The 22,636-nt window shown below is 36.9% G+C and carries 27 protein-coding genes; 26 read left to right on the plus strand and 1 reads right to left on the minus strand.

The features are described from left to right. The first annotated feature begins 5 nt into the window (after positions 1–5). From MKY46_RS00255 to rsmI, 10 genes are all read left to right on the plus strand, one after another. Entirely contained in the window at positions 6–1,439 is a 1,434-nt protein-coding gene (locus tag MKY46_RS00255) for an aminotransferase class I/II-fold pyridoxal phosphate-dependent enzyme (RefSeq protein ID WP_036122273.1), read from the plus strand. 17 nt (positions 1,440–1,456) lie between these two features. Beyond that, positions 1,457–2,086 carry a dTMP kinase gene (gene tmk, locus MKY46_RS00260; RefSeq protein WP_036122276.1) on the plus strand — a complete coding sequence of 210 codons (630 nt, stop codon included), beginning with the start codon at positions 1,457–1,459 and terminating at the stop codon, positions 2,084–2,086. Positions 2,087–2,313: 227 nt separating this feature from the next. Then, positions 2,314–2,643, plus strand: a complete 330-nt coding sequence (locus tag MKY46_RS00265; protein WP_004229230.1) for a cyclic-di-AMP receptor — start codon at positions 2,314–2,316, stop codon at positions 2,641–2,643. Positions 2,644–2,752: 109 nt separating this feature from the next. Continuing rightward, positions 2,753–3,193, plus strand: a complete 441-nt coding sequence (locus MKY46_RS00270) for a YaaR family protein (RefSeq protein ID WP_036122373.1) — start codon at positions 2,753–2,755, stop codon at positions 3,191–3,193. Between the two features lie 157 nt (positions 3,194–3,350). Continuing rightward, positions 3,351–4,355, plus strand: a complete 1,005-nt coding sequence (holB, locus tag MKY46_RS00275; protein WP_036122279.1) for a DNA polymerase III subunit delta' — start codon at positions 3,351–3,353, stop codon at positions 4,353–4,355. Further along, positions 4,348–5,163: a PSP1 domain-containing protein gene (locus MKY46_RS00280; RefSeq protein ID WP_036122293.1), complete on the plus strand. Its 816-nt coding sequence runs from the start codon at positions 4,348–4,350 to the stop codon at positions 5,161–5,163. The genes holB and MKY46_RS00280 overlap by 8 nt, the downstream gene beginning before the upstream one ends. Before the next feature lie 27 nt (positions 5,164–5,190). Continuing rightward, a complete protein-coding gene (gene yabA / locus MKY46_RS00285) occupies positions 5,191–5,547 on the plus strand; it encodes a DNA replication initiation control protein YabA (RefSeq protein WP_004229222.1) in 357 nt (118 codons plus the stop codon). A gap of 63 nt (positions 5,548–5,610) precedes the next feature. Beyond that, entirely contained in the window at positions 5,611–6,360 is a 750-nt protein-coding gene (locus MKY46_RS00290) for a tRNA1(Val) (adenine(37)-N6)-methyltransferase (RefSeq protein ID WP_036122296.1), read from the plus strand. After that, positions 6,344–6,607 carry a GIY-YIG nuclease family protein gene (locus MKY46_RS00295; protein ID WP_036122300.1) on the plus strand — a complete coding sequence of 88 codons (264 nt, stop codon included), beginning with the start codon at positions 6,344–6,346 and terminating at the stop codon, positions 6,605–6,607. The genes MKY46_RS00290 and MKY46_RS00295 overlap by 17 nt, the downstream gene beginning before the upstream one ends. Then, entirely contained in the window at positions 6,604–7,482 is an 879-nt protein-coding gene (gene rsmI, locus MKY46_RS00300) for a 16S rRNA (cytidine(1402)-2'-O)-methyltransferase (RefSeq protein ID WP_036122303.1), read from the plus strand. The genes MKY46_RS00295 and rsmI overlap by 4 nt, the downstream gene beginning before the upstream one ends. A gap of 185 nt (positions 7,483–7,667) precedes the next feature. Here rsmI and MKY46_RS00305 read toward each other — a convergent pair whose 3' ends face one another. Further along, positions 7,668–7,946, minus strand: coding sequence for an AbrB/MazE/SpoVT family DNA-binding domain-containing protein (locus MKY46_RS00305; protein ID WP_004229214.1), 279 nt, complete (start codon positions 7,944–7,946; stop codon positions 7,668–7,670). Positions 7,947–8,280: 334 nt separating this feature from the next. Between MKY46_RS00305 and metG the strand changes: the two genes are divergently transcribed. From metG to MKY46_RS00385, 16 genes are all read left to right on the plus strand, one after another. After that, positions 8,281–10,272 (plus strand): methionine--tRNA ligase, encoded by a 1,992-nt coding sequence (metG, locus tag MKY46_RS00310; RefSeq protein WP_036122305.1) that lies wholly within the window; start codon positions 8,281–8,283, stop codon positions 10,270–10,272. A gap of 252 nt (positions 10,273–10,524) precedes the next feature. Continuing rightward, positions 10,525–11,295 (plus strand): TatD family hydrolase, encoded by a 771-nt coding sequence (locus MKY46_RS00315; protein ID WP_036122308.1) that lies wholly within the window; start codon positions 10,525–10,527, stop codon positions 11,293–11,295. A 135-nt stretch (positions 11,296–11,430) separates the two neighbouring features. Further along, positions 11,431–12,642: a G5 and 3D domain-containing protein gene (locus MKY46_RS00320; protein ID WP_036122310.1), complete on the plus strand. Its 1,212-nt coding sequence runs from the start codon at positions 11,431–11,433 to the stop codon at positions 12,640–12,642. Between the two features lie 267 nt (positions 12,643–12,909). Next, entirely contained in the window at positions 12,910–13,476 is a 567-nt protein-coding gene (gene rnmV, locus MKY46_RS00325) for a ribonuclease M5 (RefSeq protein ID WP_036122312.1), read from the plus strand. Then, positions 13,469–14,350, plus strand: coding sequence for a 16S rRNA (adenine(1518)-N(6)/adenine(1519)-N(6))-dimethyltransferase RsmA (gene rsmA, locus MKY46_RS00330; protein WP_036122314.1), 882 nt, complete (start codon positions 13,469–13,471; stop codon positions 14,348–14,350). Before rnmV ends, rsmA begins: the two co-directional genes overlap by 8 nt. A gap of 156 nt (positions 14,351–14,506) precedes the next feature. Then, positions 14,507–14,767, plus strand: a complete 261-nt coding sequence (veg, locus tag MKY46_RS00335; RefSeq protein ID WP_004229199.1) for a biofilm formation stimulator Veg — start codon at positions 14,507–14,509, stop codon at positions 14,765–14,767. A 114-nt stretch (positions 14,768–14,881) separates the two neighbouring features. After that, positions 14,882–15,061, plus strand: a complete 180-nt coding sequence (locus MKY46_RS00340) for a small, acid-soluble spore protein, alpha/beta type (RefSeq protein ID WP_036122317.1) — start codon at positions 14,882–14,884, stop codon at positions 15,059–15,061. A 221-nt stretch (positions 15,062–15,282) separates the two neighbouring features. Continuing rightward, positions 15,283–16,149 (plus strand): 4-(cytidine 5'-diphospho)-2-C-methyl-D-erythritol kinase, encoded by an 867-nt coding sequence (gene ispE / locus MKY46_RS00345; protein WP_036122319.1) that lies wholly within the window; start codon positions 15,283–15,285, stop codon positions 16,147–16,149. Positions 16,150–16,205: 56 nt separating this feature from the next. Then, positions 16,206–17,039, plus strand: coding sequence for a pur operon repressor (gene purR / locus MKY46_RS00350; protein ID WP_004229190.1), 834 nt, complete (start codon positions 16,206–16,208; stop codon positions 17,037–17,039). Continuing rightward, entirely contained in the window at positions 17,036–17,410 is a 375-nt protein-coding gene (locus tag MKY46_RS00355) for a RidA family protein (protein ID WP_036122322.1), read from the plus strand. Before purR ends, MKY46_RS00355 begins: the two co-directional genes overlap by 4 nt. A 219-nt stretch (positions 17,411–17,629) precedes the next feature. Next, entirely contained in the window at positions 17,630–17,932 is a 303-nt protein-coding gene (gene spoVG / locus MKY46_RS00360) for a septation regulator SpoVG (RefSeq protein ID WP_036122325.1), read from the plus strand. Between the two features lie 261 nt (positions 17,933–18,193). Continuing rightward, complete coding sequence (glmU, locus tag MKY46_RS00365) at positions 18,194–19,564, plus strand: bifunctional UDP-N-acetylglucosamine diphosphorylase/glucosamine-1-phosphate N-acetyltransferase GlmU (RefSeq protein WP_036122328.1); 1,371 nt, start codon at positions 18,194–18,196, stop codon at positions 19,562–19,564. 24 nt (positions 19,565–19,588) lie between these two features. Then, positions 19,589–20,548, plus strand: a complete 960-nt coding sequence (locus tag MKY46_RS00370) for a ribose-phosphate diphosphokinase (protein ID WP_036122331.1) — start codon at positions 19,589–19,591, stop codon at positions 20,546–20,548. 249 nt (positions 20,549–20,797) lie between these two features. Further along, positions 20,798–21,388: a 50S ribosomal protein L25/general stress protein Ctc gene (locus tag MKY46_RS00375; protein WP_036122334.1), complete on the plus strand. Its 591-nt coding sequence runs from the start codon at positions 20,798–20,800 to the stop codon at positions 21,386–21,388. Between the two features lie 145 nt (positions 21,389–21,533). Beyond that, on the plus strand, positions 21,534–22,100 hold the full coding sequence (gene pth / locus MKY46_RS00380) for an aminoacyl-tRNA hydrolase (protein ID WP_036122336.1): 567 nt from the start codon (positions 21,534–21,536) through the stop codon (positions 22,098–22,100). 245 nt (positions 22,101–22,345) lie between these two features. Further along, positions 22,346–22,573, plus strand: a complete 228-nt coding sequence (locus tag MKY46_RS00385; RefSeq protein WP_004229176.1) for an anti-sigma-F factor Fin — start codon at positions 22,346–22,348, stop codon at positions 22,571–22,573. Positions 22,574–22,636: the final 63 nt, after the last annotated feature.

The raw sequence follows: 22,636 nt of genomic DNA on the forward strand, positions 1-22,636 counted from the left end.
AATGGGTGTTTGTTTTGCAAAAGAAAAAGCCAATTATAGAGGGATTAGAACGTTTTAGACAACAACAAAATATTTCTTTTCATGTCCCAGGTCATAAGCATGGCGAACTGTCCCATCTTCCGCAAGCATTTAAAGATGTTATGCGTTATGATGTAACCGAATTAACAGGTTTAGATGATTTGCATTACCCTGAGGAAATGATATTAGAAGCAGAAAATTTACTAGCAGATACATATGGAGCAATGAAGAGTTTCTTTCTAGTGGGCGGTTCTACTGTTGGAAATTTAGCGATGATTTATGCTACATGCGATAAAGGCGATACCATTATTGTCCAACGTAATGCCCATAAATCAATTTTCCACGCCATTGAACTTGTGGGGGCTAAGCCTATTTTTGTCTCACCAATCTGGGATGAGCGAACGTTAACAGCAACGCATGTCACTTATAAAGATCTTAAAGAAGCAGTGAAAAATTATCCAGAGGCGAAAGCGGTCGTTTTAACATATCCTACTTATTATGGGATGACATCGAATGAAATACAGCAACAAATTGCTTATTGTCATGAAAAAAAAATCCCTGTCTTAGTGGATGAGGCACATGGCGCTCATTTTAATGCGTGTACATTATTTCAACCAACCGCTTTGTCATTAGGAGCAGATGTCGTTGTACAATCGGCACATAAGACATTACCTGCAATGACGATGGCATCCTTTATGCATGTTAAGTCGAAATTAATTGATGCTGACAAAATACATCACTATCTACGTATGCTGCAATCTAGTAGCCCATCCTATGTATTATTAGCCTCATTAGATGATGCTCGCTATTATGTACAGACATATATGGAGAGTGATGGGGCATATATAATAGAAAAAAAGAATCAATGGATTGAAGCATTACGATCAATTGGTTCCTTAGAAGTAATTGAAGTAGATGATCCACTTAAGGTATTGTTACGTGTCAATGGTTATAGTGGTTTTCAATTACAGGAGGTACTGGAGGCCAAGCATGTCTATGGAGAGCTAGCTGATGCGAATCAAGTATTATTTGTGTTACCTTTACTGAAGCAAGGACATCCTTACCCATTTGCTGAAATAAGAGTCCGCATAAAAGAAGCTATAACAATGCTATTAAACACAGCTAAAACGGATAGCATAGCTTCTTCTCAAACAGCCTATCATTTTGTACCTATTACTGAACCTATTTATACCTTTAATGAAATTGCATCATTAAGTAAAGAATGGTTACCATATATGCGTACAATGGGAAGGGTTTCAGCAAGTATGATTATTCCTTATCCGCCTGGTATTCCATTACTTGTTCCAGGAGAAAGAATAACCGTAGCAAAATTAAGTCAACTGGAAGAGCTATTAGCAGCAGGAGCGACATTCCAAGGAAATCATCGATTAGCAGAAAAAATGATTCAGGTCATTAGATAGTTGGAGGCAATAACAGCATGAAAAGCAATTTATTTATTACATTCGAAGGTCCAGAGGGAGCAGGGAAAACAACAATCATTCAAATGATAGCTGAGCGACTAGCAGAAAAAAATATTGACGTTCTAGCAACAAGAGAACCAGGCGGCATTGAAATTGCAGAAAAGATAAGAACCATTATTTTAAATCCTGCACATACAGCTATGGACGAGCGAACAGAAGCATTGTTATATGCTGCAGCAAGAAGTCAGCATTATTTTGAAAAAGTACAACCAGCTTTAGATGCTGGTCAGTTGGTAATATGTGATCGTTTTATCGACTCATCTTTAGCTTATCAAGGTTATGCAAGAGGAATAGGTGTTGATGAGGTACTTTCTATTAACGAATTTGCTATCGGTAAGAAATTACCTGACTTAACTATATTATTTGACCTTCCTCCAGAAGTTGGATTAGCACGTATTCATGCAACTAACAAGAGAGAAATAAATCGTTTAGATGTTGAAAGTTTGCCGTTTCATCAGAAGGTACGTGAAGGATATTTACAACTAGTAGAGCGGTACCCAGAACGTATACGTGTAGTGAATGCAGACCAACATATTGAGCATGTTGTTGAAGATGTATGGTTATTATTATTGGAAGCAATGCACTAAAAGCATGAAGTTGTCCACAACATTGTGATATAATGATACTATCCATTATTTTATCTAATTCAACAGATACCTACTGAATTACGAGCAAGCTTGATAAAATATGGATGTAATTATGCCGAGGTGTAATTAATTTCACATGGATAACAGTCGAAGTATTAATGTTTATAAATGCTTAGGAATAGTATGAAAACCTATTTAGGTGAATTTTATAAAAGGGGTGAGTGCGAATGAAGTTAGTCGTAGCTGTAGTGCAAGATCAGGATAGCAGTCGCTTATCAAATGCTTTAACGAAAAATCAGTTTCGCGCAACTAAATTAGCGAGCACAGGAGGATTTTTACGTTCAGGAAATACGACATTTCTTATAGGAACTGAAGACTCTCTCATACCCAAACTTTTAGATATTATTCGGGATAATTGTCGAGCACGGGAGCAAATGGTTGCACCAGTTTCTCCATTAGGAGGAAATGCCGATTCCTATATACCTTACCCTGTGGAGGTAGAGGTAGGAGGAGCTACTGTATTTGTTTTACCAATTGAACAATTCCATCATTTTTAATAAGTAGCCTCCATTCGTAAGAGGTCACTGATATTAGGCTTATCATATGAGCCTGATATTTATCCCAATGCAGGGAGAAATTGATAAAGATAGTGGGGGCGAAACCAGCTTGAAGATTAATCAAGATATACGTGTCGGGTTAAATACAAATCGCAATGAGCCACTACAAAATAATAATCAAAATAACCGATTTGGAGATATGGTCGTTAAGCAAGGTAACAAGCTACAAACAGAGCAACTAACACGTTTATTAGGAGATATTTCGAGTGCTGGTGATCGTGTTGCAAGATCACGTAATTTACGGGAACTTGCTAAGTTTAAAATGCTTGTAAAACGATTTCTACAAGAGACAGTAGAACATGGAATGGATTTAAAACAATCACATACATGGAATCGTTTTGGCGAAGGCAGACGATTAAAAATCATTGAAACTATTGATACACGTCTTGTCGAACTTGCCCAAGATCTCTTAGATGAGGAAAAAGAAGCGATAGACCTCCTTGATAAAATCGGTGAGATTAAAGGCTTACTAATTAATTTATATATGTAAAACCCGTGTCTCATTCTCATTTAGGCGCGGGCTTTTTTCAAATTTTGATTTGGCAGCTTGCCACTAAACTAGGAAGCACTGTAATGTTTCTTTTCAAAAAGTAAAAATTGGAGACAGTTACACTTTTTGTTGTAGATACAGGAAGGAATTAAAATGTATGGCCAAGAATGTTGAAGAGCTATTCACGCTACAGCCAGTCGTAATGAAGCAACTTCAAACGATTTTTGACAAAAATAGATTAGCACATGCATATATTTTTGATGGCGAAAAAGGGACAGGCAAGGCAGATATTATGACCTTTTTTGTCAAATTAATGCTATGTGAGCAACCAAATGGAAATGTTCCATGTGAAACATGTCGAAATTGCAGACGTGTGGATTCGGGAAATCACCCAAATATTCATCAAATTTATCCAGATGGTCAATTTATAAAAATTGATCAAATGCGAGAACTTATTGGCGAGATGAAAATGATGGGTGTAGAAGAAGGGCGTAAAATCTATGTGCTTCATCATGCAGACCGTCTGAATACAGCATCAGCCAATATGATACTTAAATTTTTAGAGGAGCCGGATGGAGAAGTAACTGCCATATTATTAACAGAGCAAATGCAGTCAATACTTCCAACAATCCGTTCTCGTTGCCAACATATCAAATTTCAAAAAATGCCACGTCATGTTTTGTTGAAGCACTTACAGGACAATAATATTTCGGATTCGATGGCTTCAACAGTAAGCATGATGACAAACGAGCTCGAAATGGCTATATTTTTGGCAAATGATGAGCAGTTTGCACTCGCTCGAAAAACAGTGTTAAAATTAGTGGAGGCCATTCGGCAAAATGTACACGAGGCAATGCTTATTGCACATGAAGAGTGGTTACCACATTTTAAAGAAAAAGGCGAGATGGAGCAAGCATTGGATTTACTACTATTTGCTTACCGTGATATAGTGTCAATAAAAGCTAATCCCGAGGCAGCTTGTACTTATCCAGACATGTTACCACTATTTAAAGAAGTTGCGTTACATTCCACTTATGAGCGACTATCAAGTCAAATGGAATCTATTTTACAAGCGCGCGCCTCTTTACAACGTAACATGAATAGGACGTTATTGATTGAGCAGTTAATGCTAAATCTGCAGGAGGGATATACATTTGTATAATGTAGTAGGAGTCCGCTTTAAAAAGGCGGGTAAAATATATTATTTTGATCCGGCATCATTTCTACTAGAAGATAGTCAATATGTTATTGTAGAGACAGCTCGCGGAGTAGAGTATGGAAAAGTAGTTGTCCCTCAAAAAGTAGTAGGTGATAATGATGTTGTATTACCACTAAAACAAGTACTTAGACCAGCAGATGATCGTGATCGTATACAAGTAGAGGAAAATGCAACTGAGTCGAAACGTGCATTTGAACTCGCTAGTACTAAAATTATAGAGCATAATTTAGAAATGAAACTTGTAGATGTTGAATATACATTTGATCGTAATAAAATTATTTTTTATTTTACAGCTGAAGGACGTGTTGACTTCAGGGATCTTGTAAAAGATTTAGCTTCGGTTTTTAGAACACGTATCGAACTTCGCCAAATTGGTGTGCGTGATGAAGCAAAATTATTAGGTGGTATCGGCCCATGTGGAAGAATGCTTTGTTGCTCCACATTTTTAGGTGATTTTGAGCCAGTTTCTATTAAAATGGCTAAAGATCAAAACTTATCTTTAAATCCTTCAAAAATATCAGGTCTTTGCGGACGTTTAATGTGCTGCTTAAAGTATGAAAATGATGAATATGAAGAGGCAAAAGAGGGCATGCCAGATATAGGTGAGGTAGCGATGACACCAGATGGTCGCGGGAAAGTTGTAGGGTTAAATGTGCTGGAAAGACTTATTCAAGTATATTTACATGAGCAGGAACGCACAGTTGAGTATACACTAGAAGAACTGCTAGCATGCGAAAAAAATCTTATTTAAGATAGAGAATTTAACGAGGTGGCTTGGGTGAAGGACCGTAATTTCTTGGATACCGTTATGGAGTTCGAACAACAGCTCGAAGCAATGCAGGAGCAATTTGGTGCATTGAAACAATTTGTAGCGTTAATGATGGAAGAGCATAAGGCGCTTGAAACAGAAAATCATCATCTTCGTACACGTCTGGAAGAACTACTTTCTAATACAAACTCCGTACAAGCTGCTGAAGTAAAGAAAGAGAGTCCTCTAGATATAGGTGAAGGTTATGATAACCTAGCTCGCTTATACCAGGAAGGCTTCCACGTTTGTCATGTTCATTTTGGAAGTTCACGTAAAGGTGAAGATTGTCTGTTTTGTCTATCATTTTTAAATAAACAAAATGTGTAATAGAAGGCTGATTCCCACTACGGTGGTATCAGTCTTTTGTTTTGTAGCGTAGGAGGAATAAGCATGGAAAAATGGTTAAAGGATGATGAGCGATTAGACTATTTATTGGCGGAGAATTTGCGTATTATTCAAAGTCCCTCCGTCTTTTCGTTTTCGTTAGACGCAGTGTTGCTTTCAAAGTTTGTCAATATTCCCTATCATAAGGGAAAAATTGTTGATTTATGCTCAGGAAATGGCGTAATTCCTCTCTTTTTAAGTGCACGTACAAAAGGGGAAATTACGGGAGTTGAGATTCAGCCCCGTTTATTTGATATGGCAGAGAGAAGCATCCATTACAATCAACTGGAAAACCAAATTCAAATGATTCTTGGTGATGTAAAAGAAATACCAAAACACTTAGGCATAGAACAGTATGATGTTGTTACCTGCAATCCTCCCTATTTTTTAGCACATGAAGCAAGTGATAAAAATCTCAGTGAACATCATGCCATTGCACGACATGAATTATATTTAACATTAGAAGAAGCCATCCAATCTGCAAGTAAATTATTAAAGCAAGGTGGCAAGGCGGCATTTGTCCATCGTCCAGGTCGATTATTAGATATTGTTACAGCTATGCGAGCAAATCGCTTAGAGCCCAAACGGATGCAACTCATTTATCCGAAAGAAGGCAAAGAAGCCAATACATTATTAATAGAAGGAATAAAAGATGGAAAACCGGATTTGAAAATCTTGCCACCCTTGTATGTCTATGATGGCAATAACGAATATACAGCAGAAGTGAGAGACATTCTTTATGGAAAAGAGCAGTAATCACTACTTTTATGTGCTAGAGTGTGCGGATCAAACCCTTTATGCAGGATATACAAATAATATAGAAAAGCGTGTTGCTGTACATAACGCTGGTAAAGGGGCAAAATATACAAGAGCTAGAGGCCCAGTGAAATGTATTTATAAAGAAATGTTTGAGACAAAGCAAGAAGCAATGCGTGCTGAATATGCTTTTAAGCAATTAACAAGAATGCAGAAAATAAACTATATAAGGAGGGGTGAATCGTGAAATCACAAAAAAGTGCAATACACGATCTGACAGGTTGTTTATATCTGGTAGGAACGCCTATTGGAAATCTAGAGGATATGAGTGTACGTGCACTTCGCATTTTAAAAGAAGCCGATATTATTGCGGCAGAAGATACTAGAAATACAAAGAAGCTATGTAATTACTTTGATATCGAAACACCATTAATCAGTTACCATGAACATAATTTAGCAGTAGGTGGCGAAAAATTATTATCTATGCTTCACGAAGGGAAAACAATTGCATTAGTAAGTGATGCAGGTTTACCTTGTATTTCTGATCCAGGTGCGGACATAGTTGAAAAAGCAATTGCTCAAAACTTTCCAGTTGTACCAGTGCCAGGTCCCAATGCTGCGATTTCAGCATTAATTGCCTCTGGATTAACACCACAGCCATTTTTCTTTTATGGGTTTTTGAATCGTGGAAAAAAAGATCGACGCCAGCAGTTAGAGCAATTAAAAAGACGTCAAGAAACTATCTTATTATATGAGGCACCTCATCGCTTAAAAGATACATTAAAGGATATGGAAGCAATACTCGGAAACCGTCGCGTTGTCCTCGCGCGTGAGCTGACAAAGAAATTTGAAGAATTTTTACGCGGCACATTGGCTGAAGCTGTAGAATGGTCGCAAACCCAGGAGATTCGTGGAGAGTTTTGTATTGTTCTTGAAGGCAATAGCTCTGCCGAAGAGGAAGATGAACATGCAAAAGCCTATTGGGAGACAATGTCCATTATTGAACATGTTGATTTCATCATGGATCAATCGAATATAACATCAAAAGAAGCCATTAAGGAAGTAGCCAAGTTGAGACAAGTAGCTAAAAGAGATGTTTATAATGAATATCATAGTCAATAATAGTAAAGAGTTACCTTACTAAGGTAGCTCTTTATTTGATTTTAAATTGATAATAACTGTAAATAATAGTACCCTTAAATAGAAAGGTCTGACATGGACATTATAAGGGGTTTAGAAATTGGGTATAGTAAATTATATAAATAGAAACACCTAAATCATTGTATTTGATTTAGGTGAGCAATCAATTATTTTTTTAAATTAGATTGGATTTCTTTTACTAACATTTCAGCGCCTTCTGGACTTAAAATTAATTTGCCTCCAACTAGACGGAAGTTATCATCGGAAACTTCACCAGTAACAGCACATGTCATATTAGGCATATATTTTTTTAAGATGATTTTATCGTCATCCACATAGATTTCTAAAGCGTCCTTTTCAGCAATACCTAGCGTACGGCGTAACTCGATAGGTATTACTACACGACCTAACTCATCGACTTTACGAACAATCCCTGTTGATTTCATAATAGATTTCCTCCTAATTATTAAAAGTTATATTGGTATTTCGTCAAATTTCGACATAATTTCCTTGTCTGATAGTTATCATACCAAGTAATGCCATAAACGTCAATTAATTAATACACTAATATTATGCTTTCTAAAAAATTTTTTTGAGAAGAATGCAGTTATTTTATTCATTTTAAAAGGTTTTTAATAAATATTTTCAACAATAGTAAAAAAGATTCTTATTTAAGTCATTTAATGGATTCAATATATTATTCGACAATTTTCGCATATGATAAACTTTCATTGAAACGAATTTGGTACTTCGTTAGAATAGAAAGTATATTGTAAAACAATGGAGGCAGTTCTTGTGAGTGAAAAACAAAAAACATTCTATATAACAACACCCATTTACTATCCAAGTGGGAAATTTCATATTGGTACGGCATATACAACCGTTGCATCTGATACTATTGCACGCTATAAACGTTTACGTGGTTATGATGTTCGTTTTTTAACAGGAATGGACGAACATGGGCAAAAAATACAAGAAAAAGCAGCTGAAGCGGGGAAACACCCTCAAGATTATGTAAATGAAATTGCAGATGCTGCGAAAAAGCTTTGGTCTTTAATGGATATTTCTTATGATGATTTTATACAGACGACGCAAGAGCGACATACGAAAGCTGTCGAAAAGATTTTCCAAAAGTTTTTAGATAATGGTGATATTTATAAAGGCCAATATGAAGGCTGGTATTGTACACCATGTGAGTCATTCTTTACAGAAACTCAATTAGTTGATGGGAACTGTCCCGACTGTGGTCGACCAGTACACAAAGTAAAAGAAGAATCGTACTTCTTTAATATGAAGAAGTACGCAGATCGTTTATTAACTTATTATGAAGAAAACCTAGAATTCATTGAGCCAGAATCACGAAAAAATGAAATGATTAATAACTTCATTAAACCAGGGCTAGAAGATTTATCAGTATCAAGAACGTCCTTCGATTGGGGAATTAAAGTACCTGGGGATCCAAAGCATGTCATTTATGTATGGGTGGATGCATTAACGAATTATATTACAGCTCTAGGGTACCTGTCTGACGATGAAACACTATTCAACAAGTACTGGCCAGCAGACGTACATGTAGTAGGGAAAGATATTGTGCGCTTCCATACAATTTATTGGCCAATTTTCTTAATGGCGTTAGATTTACCATTACCGAAAAAAGTATTTGCACATGGTTTTATTATGATGAAAGACGGTAAAATGTCTAAATCAAAAGGCAATGTCATTTATCCAGAAATGTTAATCGAACGTTATGGCCTAGATGCAACACGTTACTTCCTTTTACGTGAATTACCATTCGGCTCTGATGGTGTATTTTCGCCAGAATCATTTATTGAACGTACAAACTTTGATTTGGCGAACGATTTAGGAAATTTACTAAATCGAACTATTTCAATGATTAATAAATATTTTGATGGTATTATTCCTACAGAAAATCTTCAATCGACAGAATTTGATGCAGCATTAAAAGAGCAAGCTGAGTCGGTGCGTATTAAATATGAAGAAAGTATGGAAAAAATGCAATTTAGTGTTGTTCTTGCTGACTTATGGACACTGGTGTCGCGTACTAATAAATATATAGATGAGACACAGCCTTGGGTGTTAGCAAAAGAAGAGTCAGATAAGCCAAAATTAGGAGCCGTTATGCGAAATTTGGCAGAGAGCTTACACCAAATTGCTGTCATGTTACAACCATTTATGACAACAACACCGAAACGTATGATCGATCAGTTAGGTTTAGATGACAAATTCTTAGCATGGGATACAATTGAAACATTCGGCAATACTATTCCAACAAACATTAAAGTGGTAGAAAAAGGGATACCAATTTTCCCACGCTTGGAAAATGAAGTTGAAATTGCTTATATTCGTGAGGAAATGCGTGGCTCTGTGAAAACAACACAAGAAGAAGAGACTAAAAAGACTCCAGAGACTGACGAAAACCCAGAAATTCCTGAAATTACCATTGATGATTTTATGAAAATTGATTTGCGTGTGGCGACTGTTACGGCATGTGAAACTGTTCCAAAAGCAGATAAATTATTAAAGCTTCAAGTGGATCTTGGATATGAGCAACGCCAAGTAGTTTCAGGTATTGCAAAATTCTATACACCTGATGAATTAATCGGTCAAAAAGTGATTGTCGTAGCAAACTTGAAGCCAGTTAAACTACGTGGTGAATTATCACAAGGAATGATTCTAGCTGGTGAAAAAGATGGAATTTTAAAATTAGCATCAGTTGATCCAAAACTAGAAAATGGTGCAAAAGTAAAGTAACAATCTAAGAAAGGCCTGCTGAATACATATTATTCAGCAGGCTTTTCAAATCTGTTAGAGAAATTAGGTTATTGTTATTTTGAAATAATTTATATGGTGTGAAAAATGTGATTTTATGGGTATATAGAATCATTGCAAGTATTGTCGATTAAGTGGAATGTCACAATACCGAATGGTTTGTAACAAAATTGTAATGCTTACGAAAAATATGAAATAATAAATTTTAATAAAATCGATGTTAGGAGAATGAAGATGTTTATTGATACACATGTACATTTGAATGCAGATCAGTATGAGGAAGACCTTCAAGAGGTAATTGATAGAGCCCTTGAAGCTAGAGTAGAGAAAATGGTTGTTATTGGTTTTGACCGTAAAACCATTAATAGAACAATGCAATTAATAGAGCAATATGATTTTGTTTATGGTGTCATTGGCTGGCATCCAGTAGACGCTATTGATTGTACGCAACAAGATTTAGATTGGATTGAGGAATTAGCTGCACATCCAAAAATAGTTGGCATTGGTGAAACAGGTTTGGACTATTATTGGGATAAGTCACCAAAAGAAGTTCAACAAGCACTTTTCCGCAAGCAAATTCAATTAGCGCAAAAGTTAGGTTTGCCAATCATTATTCATAACAGGGATGCAACAGGGGATGTTGTACAAATTTTGCGTGAAGAAAACGCAGCATCCGTAGGGGGTGTTATGCACTGCTTTAGTGGGAGTGTAGAAACAGCACGTGAATGTATAGCTATGAATTTTATGATTAGTCTTGGTGGACCAGTGACATTCAAAAATGCACGTCTGCCAAAGGAAGTGGCTACGGAAATACCTCTAGAGCACTTGATGATTGAAACAGATGCACCATATTTGGCGCCACATCCACATCGAGGTAAGCGTAATGAACCAAGCTTTGTGCCCTTAGTTGCGGAGGAAATTGCGCGATTGAAGGGGTTAACAATTGAGGAAATTGCACAAGCAACTACCGCCAATGCGAAAAAATTTTTTGGGATTGACAATTAACTAGCTTAGATGCCTCCAATACAGGGTTTGTGGTTGGCAAAAACATAGAAGTCAATTTTCAGAGAAATACTTTCGGGTTGACAGTGCCAAAACTAGTCCGTATAATCCAACCTTGTATTAAGGAGGCGTTTTTTCATGTCAAATAATTCCATGAAAAACTTGTTCTTAGGATCATTGAGGAGTAAGCAAGCAGTGATAAGAATTATTTCACTTGTCCTGTTTGTATCTGTAATCTCTTTCGTACTTTATCAAGGTACGAAAAAAGCCGTAACGCTTGAAGCAAACGGAGAAACAATCGAAGTTTCAACACATGCCAAAACTGTAGAACAATTATTACAAGATCGAAATATAGATGTAGCAGCGCATGATAAAATATCACCCTCTCTGAACACCAAAATTGTTAATGGATTAGCAATTCAATGGGAACAGGCAAAAGAAGTAACTATTTCAGTTGATGGAAATCAGTCAAAAGTTTGGACAACTGAAACACTAGTGAAAGACATTTTGAAGGAAGCAAATATTGAAGTATCTGAACACGACTCTTTAGCACAAGGTCTAGATACTGAACTAGGAGCAGAGAACAAAATCGATATTCAAAAAGCGTTTCAAGTAGCGCTTGTCGATGGCGTAAACAAAAGACAAGTATGGTCCACTTCGACTACGGTCGCTAACTTTTTAAAACAACAAGGAATTCAGTTAAATGAATTCGATCGTGTCGAAAATAACCTGGAGGACGTTATTACTCCACAGAGTAAAATCGCAGTAGTTCGCGTAGAAAAGGTTATCGATGTAGTGGAAGACTCTTTAGATTTCGCAGTTGAAAAGAAGCAGGATGCTTCATTGCAAAAGGGGAAACAAAAGGTAGTGGCAACGGGCGAGAAGGGCTCAATTTCTCGTACGTATGAAGTTGTCAAAGAAAATGGCAAGGTTGTAGCTAAAAACCTACAAGCAGAGGCAGTTTTAAAAGAGCCAAAAAAACAAGTCGTTGCAGTTGGCACAAAAACAGTCGTTGCAAGTGCAGCAACTGTGTCACGTGGTTCAGCAGAGCCAGCTAGTGGTAAAGAATTCTATGTAACGGCAACAGCTTATACACCATATTGCAACGGTTGTACTGGTACATCAGCAACTGGTATAAACTTGCGTTCAAATTCTGGTATGAAGGTAATCGCAGTTGACCCTTCTGTTATTAAATTAGGCTCAAAAGTATGGGTTGAAGGCTATGGTACAGCTATCGCTGGAGATACTGGTGGCTCAATTAAGGGTAATAAGATCGATATACTTGTACAAACAGATGCTCAGGCACGTAACTGGGGACGTAAGAAAGTGCGTATTAAAGTATTAAATTAAAAAAATTGTAAAATTAATCAAAATGTTATTTCACTAATGGAGCTTTCCTGTTTTGACTGGCAGGGAGGCTTTTTTTTGTTTTAACAACTGTTTAAACAGTAAGTACAACAAACGCCCCTTGAAAGAAAGCGTTGGAATGCTAATTATTAGCAATGTTTGACGGTACGTTCGCTAGAAGGCTCGTTCAAACCCTGTATTTCTGTACAAACGGTATCTTGCAGTTGTAAAATGGTCAGAAGATAAGGTAGATAGAAAAGAGGAGTCTTTTTGCAAATAAAAGAAATCATTGTCGTTGAAGGAAAAGATGATACGACAGCTATTAAGCGTGCCGTACAAGCAGATACTATAGAAACAAATGGATCTGCTATCTCTGAAGAAACATTGAAGCGAATCCAACATGCTCAAGAAAAGCGTGGTGTTATTGTATTTACGGATCCTGACTACCCAGGACGTCGAATACGTGCCATTATTGAAGAGCGTGTTCAAGGAGTGAAACATGCCTTTTTACCAAAAGCCAAAACAATTGCGAAGAATGGTAAAGGCTTGGGGATTGAGCATGCAGCTGACGATGATATACGGGAAGCATTACGACATGTCTATACCCCTAAACAAGATGTGCCAAATGAAGATGATATTACACTGGAAGATTTAATGACAGCGCGTTTGATTGGCTATCCACAATCAAAACAGCGACGTGATCGACTGGGAGAAATTTTAAATATTGGTGCTACAAACGGTAAACAGCTTCATAAAAGGTTAAAAATGTTTCAGATTACAGAACAGCAATTTGGTGCGGCGGTCGCACAGTTAGATCAGGAGGAAAATGATGCATAAGGATATTGCAACACCAATTCGTACACAGGAAATTTTAAAAAAGTATGGATTTTCATTTAAAAAAAGCTTAGGACAAAACTTTTTAATTGATCCTAATATTTTACGAAATATTGTAAGTCACGCAAATTTAACGGAAAATAGTGGCGCAATTGAAGTTGGTCCTGGTATTGGTGCCCTAACAGAGCATTTGGCGAGAAGTGCCAAAAAGGTTGTTTCCTTTGAAATTGATCAACGTTTATTACCTGTGCTAGAAGACACACTTAGTCCATATAATAATGTGTCTATTATCCACTCTGACATTCTTAAAGCAGATGTTGCAAAGATTATTGCGGAGGAAATGCCAGGTATTGAAGATATTATGGTCGTTGCCAATCTACCGTATTATGTTACTACCCCAATCTTAATGAAATTGCTAAATGACCGATTACCAATCCGAGGTTTTGTTGTCATGATGCAAAAAGAGGTGGCTGATCGTATAACGGCTAAGCCTGGAACGAAGGAATATGGTTCATTATCTATTGCGATTCAGTATTATGTTAAGGCTGATATTGCTATGACTGTACCAAAAACAGTGTTTATGCCACAACCAAATGTCGATTCAGCGGTTATTCGGCTCATCAAGCATGACGAGCCACCAGTAAAAGTAATAGATGAGGATTTTTTATTTGTTGTGACTCGAGCATCTTTTGTTCAAAGAAGAAAAACAATCTACAATAATCTGCAAGCTGGTTTACCAAATGGGAAGGCACAAAAGGAACAAATTTTACAGGCATTAGAGGCAGCTACAATTGAGCCAACTCGTCGAGGAGAAACACTTACTATTCAAGAGTTTGGAAAATTAGCCGATGCACTATATCCTGTGTTTGCAAAGTAAGAATTTTTGTTAACATTTTTTCATGGATGTAAAAAAATATATGCTTTTTATAAAAAATAAGTTGACAAGATTTATAATGGGCTGATAAAATATTATATTTTGTTGACATTTTTGGGCGATTCGCTTATACTAGTTAGTAGTGAGGTGTAAGCGAAAATGCCAAAAACTTTAGCGGACATTAAAAAGTCGTTGGATTGTCATTTGGGTAAACGTTTGCAATTAAAAGCAAATGGTGGTCGCAAGAAAACGGTTGAGTGTGCAGGGATATTACGTGAGACATATCGCGCTATCTTTGTAGTAGAGCTCGATCAAGAAGACAATACGTGCAAGCGCGTATCGTATAGCTACACAGATATTTTAACTGAAGCAGTAGAGATTACATTTTTAGACGAAGCAAAAGCTGCTGTCGCAAAATAGTTTCTAGTACTTATTTCTATATTTTAGAAACACTCATGTATGTTAAAAACTACATGAGTGTTTTGCGTTTTCACGGGCATACTAAATTCGTCAGTTGTTAAAGGAGGAGTTTATATGCCTAGAAAAGGTATCATGTCACCTCGATTAAAAGAAGAGATCGCAAAAGAGCTTGGATTTTATGATGTTGTGCAAAAGGAAGGCTGGGGCGGCATAAAAGCTCGAGATGCTGGTAATATGGTCAAACGTGCCATAGAAATGGCTGAACGGGCAAGTAATGAGCAAGAGCATAAGTAGGCTATTTTTATTAAAGTAGTCATCTTATAAAGTTTCATTCAGCAAGGATAAAAATCCTTACTGACACAACAAATACAACTGACGAGAGAGAGCCGTTACTCCGAACAGGGTAAACGGTTCTTTTTTTCCATTTTCGCATTCTCATTATGGTAAAATAAAATGAATAATCTTGCGCGAAAAAAAGAACTGTTTATACGTGTAGCTATAAGGGAGGAAGAAAGATGCTTTATGTAAAGGCGCCTGCAAAAATCAATTTAACATTAGATGTACTTTATAAAAGGCCAGATAATTTTCACGAAGTAGAGATGGTTATGACAACTGTCGATTTAGCTGATCGTATCAGTCTTGAATCTCGAGAAGACGGTGTTATTCAAATTATTTCAACAGATAATTTTGTACCAAATGATCATCGTAATTTTGCGTATCAGGCAGCGCGTCTCATTAAAGATACATACGGCATTAGGCAAGGTGTATCCATTACTATTGAAAAGGAAATACCCATTGCGGCTGGACTTGCAGGTGGCAGTAGTGATGCAGCAGCTACATTAAAGGGACTAAATGAGCTTTGGGATTTAGGGTTATCGATAGATGAATTAGCGGAGCTGGGTGCTAAAATTGGCTCGGATGTTTCGTTTTGTGTCTATGGTGGCACAGCACTCGCTACAGGCCGTGGAGAAAAAATAGCTGAATTACCAGCCCCTCCAAACTGTTGGGTTGTATTAGCAAAGCCTAAAATTGGCGTGTCAACGGCTGAGGTATATGGGGGTCTTAAGGTTGAAGGGTTGAAACATCCAAATACCAAGCAAATGATACAAGCGATAGAAACAAAAGATTATGAGCTATTATGTTCTTCATTAGGAAATGTTTTGGAAACTGTAACATTTAACTTACATCCAGAAGTTGTGATGTTAAAAGAACAAATGAAACGCTTTGGTGCAGATGCTACGTTAATGAGTGGAAGCGGCCCGACTGTGTTTGGACTAGTTGATAGTGAAGCTCGTGTTAGTCGCATTTATAATGGTTTACGTGGTTTTTGTGAGGAAGTTTATGCAGTGCGAATTTTAGGTGAGCGGAATACGCTTGCTTAGAAACGCAAATTTGTGTTAATTTTACCTATAAATATTCGTGTTTAGGAGAGGGTCGCATGAAATGGAAGCGTAGTGAACGACTAGTTGATATGACGTACTACTTACTAGAACATCCACATCAGCTGATCCCGCTAACTTATTTTTCAGAACTATATCAATCTGCGAAGTCATCCATTAGTGAGGATTTAACGATTGTAAAGGAAACATTCGAAGAAAAAGGAATCGGGTTATTGATGACAGTGCCAGGTGCTGCTGGAGGAGTAAAGTATATTCCGAAGATGTCCGAGGCAGAAGTACGTTTAGTCATTCAGGATTTAAAGGCAGAGCTTGAACATTCAGATCGATTGTTACCAGGCGGTTACTTATTTATGACAGATTTGCTAGGAAACCCAGATTTAATAAATCGTGTAGGAAAGGTCTTTGCTTCTGCCTTTGCAGATCAACAAATTGATGTCATAATGACTGTAGCAACTAAGGGGATATCCATTGCCCATGCCATTGCAAGACATTTAAATGTACCAGTAGTAGTTGTGAGAAGAGACAGTAAAGTAACTGAGGGCTCTACAGTTAGCATTAACTATGTGTCTGGTTCTTCCAGAAGAATTCAGACAATGGTATTATCAAAAAGAAGCATGAAGAGTGGACAACGTGTGTTAATTACTGACGACTTTATGAAGGTCGGTGGTACTATGAACGGCATGAAAAATCTATTAGAGGAATTTGACTGTCAGCTAGCAGGCATCGCGGTGCTTGTGGAGGCTGAGCATGCGGACGAAACTTTAGTAGATGATTATTATTCACTTGTAAAGCTTCATGAAGTAAACGAAAAAGATCGTACAATTGCATTAAGTGAAGGTAACTATTTTTCTAAAAGGGGACATGACAAATGAAAGTAGTAGCAACAACAAATGCGCCAGCAGCAATCGGACCATATTCACAGGGGATTATTGTTAACGGTATGTTTTATAGCTCTGGTCAAATTCCATTAACAGCTACAGGTGAATTAGTGGAAGGCGATATTACTGCTCAAACAAATCAAGTGTTCGCTAATTTAAAAGCAGTTTTAGCGGAAGCTGGAACTTCTTTAGATCATGTTGTGAAAACAACGGTTTTTATGAAGGATATGAACGACTTTATCGCAATGAATGAGGTTTATGCAGGCCATTTTGGTGATCATAAACCAGCACGTTCAGCTGTAGAGGTAGCTCGTCTTCCGAAAGATGTGAAAGTAGAAATCGAAGTTATCGCAATCGTAAAATAAAATAATTCGTTAAGTTCCCTAAAAAGAAAGGCTCTTCTTTTTAGGGAATTTTTTTAAGCTGACAAACAATTGTCAAAAATTCCGTATATAAGAAAAAATATTATTCTAATAAGTATTCAAATTTTTTAGAAAATTTGATAGACTATTAAAAGGAAAATATTCGGTAATTGAGGATATGATATTTTCATGAAGGCATCTAAGAAGAGAGGTGGTGAGAAAATGGAAGTTACTGATGTGAGATTACGTCGAGTACAGACGGATGGTCGCATGCGTGCGATTGCTTCCATTACACTTGACAATGAGTTTGTTGTTCATGATATTCGTGTAATTGATGGAAATACTGGTTTATTCGTAGCTATGCCAAGTAAACGAACACCGGATGGGGAGTTTAGAGATATTGCGCATCCAATTAATTCTGACACTCGAAATAAAATTCAAGAGATCATTTTAAACGCCTATCATAACTCTAGCGAAATAGAGGAAACGGGCAAAGAGGAAGAATTAGAGGGTATTGGTGTGTAATAAAAAGGGAATAAATACCTATTAAAGGATTTGCTACAAATTAATGTGTAGAAAATGAGGAAGAACTCTTCTAGTAGGAAGGGTTCTTTTTATTTTGATAAAAAGAGAATATGAGTAATTTTAGGATATACTTCATGACAATCGAGCATAAGGTGCAATGGATTTTGTAATTCATCTTTTTGTCAACTCTACATGCCTTGAAAATAGATGAATTTTGCTATATAGTCATAAGAGAAAATGAGCGTATTGGAGGACTTACAGATGAGCAATATTTTTGCTGTCATTTTGGCTGCAGGTCAAGGTACACGTATGAAGTCCAAATTATATAAAGTGCTCCATCCAGTATGTGGGAAACCAATGGTGCAACATGTGGTGGATCATATTCAAACGTTAGATGTAAATCGCATTGTAACGGTTGTTGGACATGGTGCAGAGAAAGTGCAACAACAGCTTGGAGATAAAAGCGAGTATGTTCTGCAGGCCGAACAGTTAGGTACAGCTCATGCTGTTCAACAAGCTGAGGCTATTTTAGGTAACGAAGAAGGAACTACATTAGTTGTATGTGGGGATACACCACTAATTCGTCCTGAAACAATGCAGGCTTTATTCGAACATCACCAAGCAAAGAATGCTAAAGCAACTATTTTAACAGCGATTGCGGAAAATCCAACTGGCTATGGTCGTATTTTACGTGGCGATAACGGACAGGTTGAGCAAATTGTTGAGCAAAAGGACGCTTCAGCAGAACAGCAATTAGTAAAAGAAATAAACACGGGCACATACTGCTTTGATAACAAATTGTTATTTGAAACATTGAAGCTTGTGAAAAATGACAATGCACAAGGTGAATATTATTTACCGGATGTCATTGAAATTTTACAAAAGCAAGGTGATATTGTTGAAGCTTATGTCACTGATGATTTTGAAGAAACATTAGGTGTCAATGATCGTGTAGCTTTGTCACAAGCTGAGACATTAATGCGTACGAGAATCAATGAAAAACATATGCGTAATGGTGTCACAATTATACATCCTGAAACAACGCATATTAGCGCAGACGCAGTTATTGGGTGCGATACGGTTATTCAACCAGGCTCAATGATTGAAGGTGCCACTGTTATCGGTGAAGATTGCATAATTGGACCAAATACTCAAATTGTAGATAGTCGCATTGGTGACCGCACAACTGTACATTCTTCTGTTGTACGTGAAAGCGCTATTGCGGATGATACAGCTATTGGGCCATTTGCTCATATTCGACCACTTTCAGACATCGGTAGCCATGTGAAAATTGGTAACTTTGTAGAAGTGAAGAAAAGCAAGCTAGATAATGACACGAAAGTATCGCATTTAAGCTATATTGGTGATGCAGAAATAGGCAGTAACGTCAATATTGGCTGTGGTTCCATTACAGTAAATTATGATGGAAAAAACAAGTTCAAAACAATTATTGAAGATGATGTATTTGTAGGATGTAATACTAACTTAGTAGCACCAGTGAAAGTTGGAAAAGGTTCATTTATTGCAGCAGGTTCTACAATTACAAAAGAAGTTCCTGAAGACGCACTAGCAATAGCTCGTGCACGACAAGAAAACAAACCGAATTATGTAAGCAAATTAAATTCAAAATAATTATCAACTAAACAGGAGGCCATCATGCCGTATCATTATGCAAACTCACAATTAAAAATATTTTCACTTAATTCCAATAATCCATTAGCTCAAGAAATTGCGCAGGAAATGGGCGTTGAATTAGGTAAATCTTCTGTTAAGCACTTCAGCGATGGAGAAGTTCAAATTAGCATTGAAGAAAGTATTCGTGGTTGTGATGTGTTTATCGTGCAGTCTACTTCTGCACCAGTAAACGAACATTTAATGGAGCTTTTAATTATGGTAGATGCAGTTAAACGTGCGTCTGCTCGTACAGTAAACGTTGTAATGCCTTATTATGGTTATGCACGCCAAGACCGTAAAGCAAAGGCGCGTGAGCCAATTACAGCTAAATTAGTGGCTAACCTACTTGAGACTGCTGGTGCAACACGTGTTATCGTATTAGATCTACACGCACCTCAAATCCAAGGTTTCTTCGATATCTTAATTGACCACTTAATGGCGGTACCATTACTATCTGATTACTTCAAATCTAAAGGTATTCCAGATGATGAAATCGTGATTGTTTCACCAGACCACGGTGGGGTAACACGTGCTCGTAAAATGGCTGAACGATTAAAAGCACCGATTGCAATTATTGACAAACGTCGTCCGAAACCAAATGTTGCGGAAGTTATGAACATTGTTGGTAATGTTGATGGTAAAGTGGCAATCTTGATTGATGATATTATTGATACAGCAGGTACAATTACAATTGGTGCCGATGCTTTACGTGCTGCTGGCGCTAAAGAAGTTTATGCTTGCTGCTCACACCCTGTATTATCTGGCCCAGCGATTGAACGTATTGAAAACTCTTCTATTAAAGAATTAGTTGTGACAAATACAATTCAGTTGCCAGCAGAGAAAAAATCGCCTAAAATTACGGAGCTTTCTGTAGCTAAATTAATGGCTGATGCTATTTCTCGTGTTTATGAAAACAAATCTGTAAGTACTCTATTTGATTAATAAATATGGCGAGTTAAAGACAAATCTACCTTTTTGGGTGGATTTGTCTTTTTTATATTCATTTTTGTGAAGATGACGTAATAGATGAGTGCTTTTGGTGTGAATCATCTCACAAAGGGGTATAATAGATAATGTGTCTTAATAATATTTACTCTAAGTTAAAAAATAGAGCTAAATATTATCATAGCCTTCAACAAATACATTGTTGATAAGGCGTAAATAATTTTCTTGGAAGGGGAATAAAGAGGTATGAGTACAGTATTAAGTGTTACAAGGCGCGAAACTGGGCATCGTTCGACATTAACCCAACTTAGAAAAGGGGGAGCCATTCCTGCAGTTATTTACGGCTATAAGTTAGATTCAACCCCAATTTCTATTGCTGCAAAAGATTTTAAAAAATCCATTCAAAAAAATGGGCAAAATAGTGTGTTTTCACTAGAGTTAGAGGGGAAAAAAGTGAATGCTGTTGTGTCAGAGGTACAGCAATGTTCATTGAAAGATGAAGTAAATCATGTCGACTTTTTAGCTATTAATATGGCTGAAGAGTTAGAAGCTGATGTTCCGATTAAATTACTTGGTCAGTCAGTTGGAGTAAGTGAGGGCGGTATTTTAATGCAGCCTAACTTAGAATTGAAAGTGAAAGTAAAACCTGCGGCGTTACCTGAATCAATTGATGTTGATATTTCAGCATTGAAAATCGGGGAAACCCTAACGGTAGCAGATATTCGTGAAAAAATACCTGTTGAAATCATCAGTGAAGATGACTATATATTAGTAACCGTTGTGGCGCCTCCTTCTGTAGGGGAAGAGACTACAGAAAGTGTGGAAGAGCAAGTATAAAAGTAAATAATGGGTAAGGCTAATAAGGAGGCTACGGCTTTCTTATTAGCCTTTTTTTATGTCAGTAGGATTGTACAAAATGCTTTCTAGGTGTGCTATATGGTAAAATAATGACTATTAGATTGGAAAGAAGAGAGAGGTACTTATGAAAATTATCGTTGGATTAGGAAATCCAGGTAAACCTTATGAACATACAAGACATAATATTGGCTTTGATGTTATTGATGCATTAGCAGAAAAATGGGGGACACCTTTAACAAACTCGAAATTTAATGGGATGTATACAACTGTACATCGACCTGAGGGAAAGGTTCTACTTGTTAAACCTTTAACATATATGAATTTATCAGGGGAATGTGTCGGTCCCCTTATGGATTATTTTGATATTGATGTAGAAGATTTGATTGTTATTTATGATGACTTAGATTTAGAAACAGGTAAATTACGTCTGCGACAAAAAGGAAGTGCAGGTGGTCATAACGGCATTAAATCCTTAATTCAGCATCTTGGTACTCAGGAATTTAATCGTATCCGAGTAGGGATTAGCCGCCCACCAGCTGGTATGAAGGTAGCAGACTATGTATTAGCAAGATTTTCAAAGGACGATCAAGGTCTTATTGAAGAAGCCATTGAAAATTCTGTAAATGCTGTTGAAGCATCCCTTTCAAAGCCATTTCTTGATGTGATGAATCACTTTAACGCTAGCAAATAGATGGAATGCCACTAATAAATTTCCGTTAAAGTCTTTGGATAATTGGACTGGTTTAAGGTGAATGACTACAGACCTTTTACTATCATGACAGCTGATGTTTGTAGTGATTAGTCTTTACTACAAGCAAAAATCAATTCTCTAATTTTCAAGTTATTGCAATGCGGATGCCATTGGAAAGTGCATAATCCGTTTTATAAATGTCTATACTTTAAGTAGAAAGCTGCTTAAAGGAGGATGATTTGGAGATGTCAGTTCGCTACCGATGTCGGCATTGTGAAGTAGAAATAGGGACACTACCATTTGATGCAGATGATACAATTCGAAAATTGCATATTTTTGAATTGGGAGAAGCAGATGATTATGTTGAGAAAGATCAACATGGACAAACGACTGTGCACTGCATTTGTGAGCAATGTGAGGATTCGCTGAAACAATATCCAGATTATCACGCACTCAATAAATGGATTCAATAATTGGAAGGATGCTTTGACGCACTTCATGTGTGTTCAAGGCTTTTTCCATTTTATAAAATAGCT

The sequence above is a fragment of the Lysinibacillus sp. FSL M8-0355 genome (genome assembly GCF_038008985.1).
In the GTDB taxonomy this organism is placed as follows: Bacteria; Bacillota; Bacilli; order Bacillales_A; family Planococcaceae; genus Lysinibacillus; species Lysinibacillus fusiformis_D.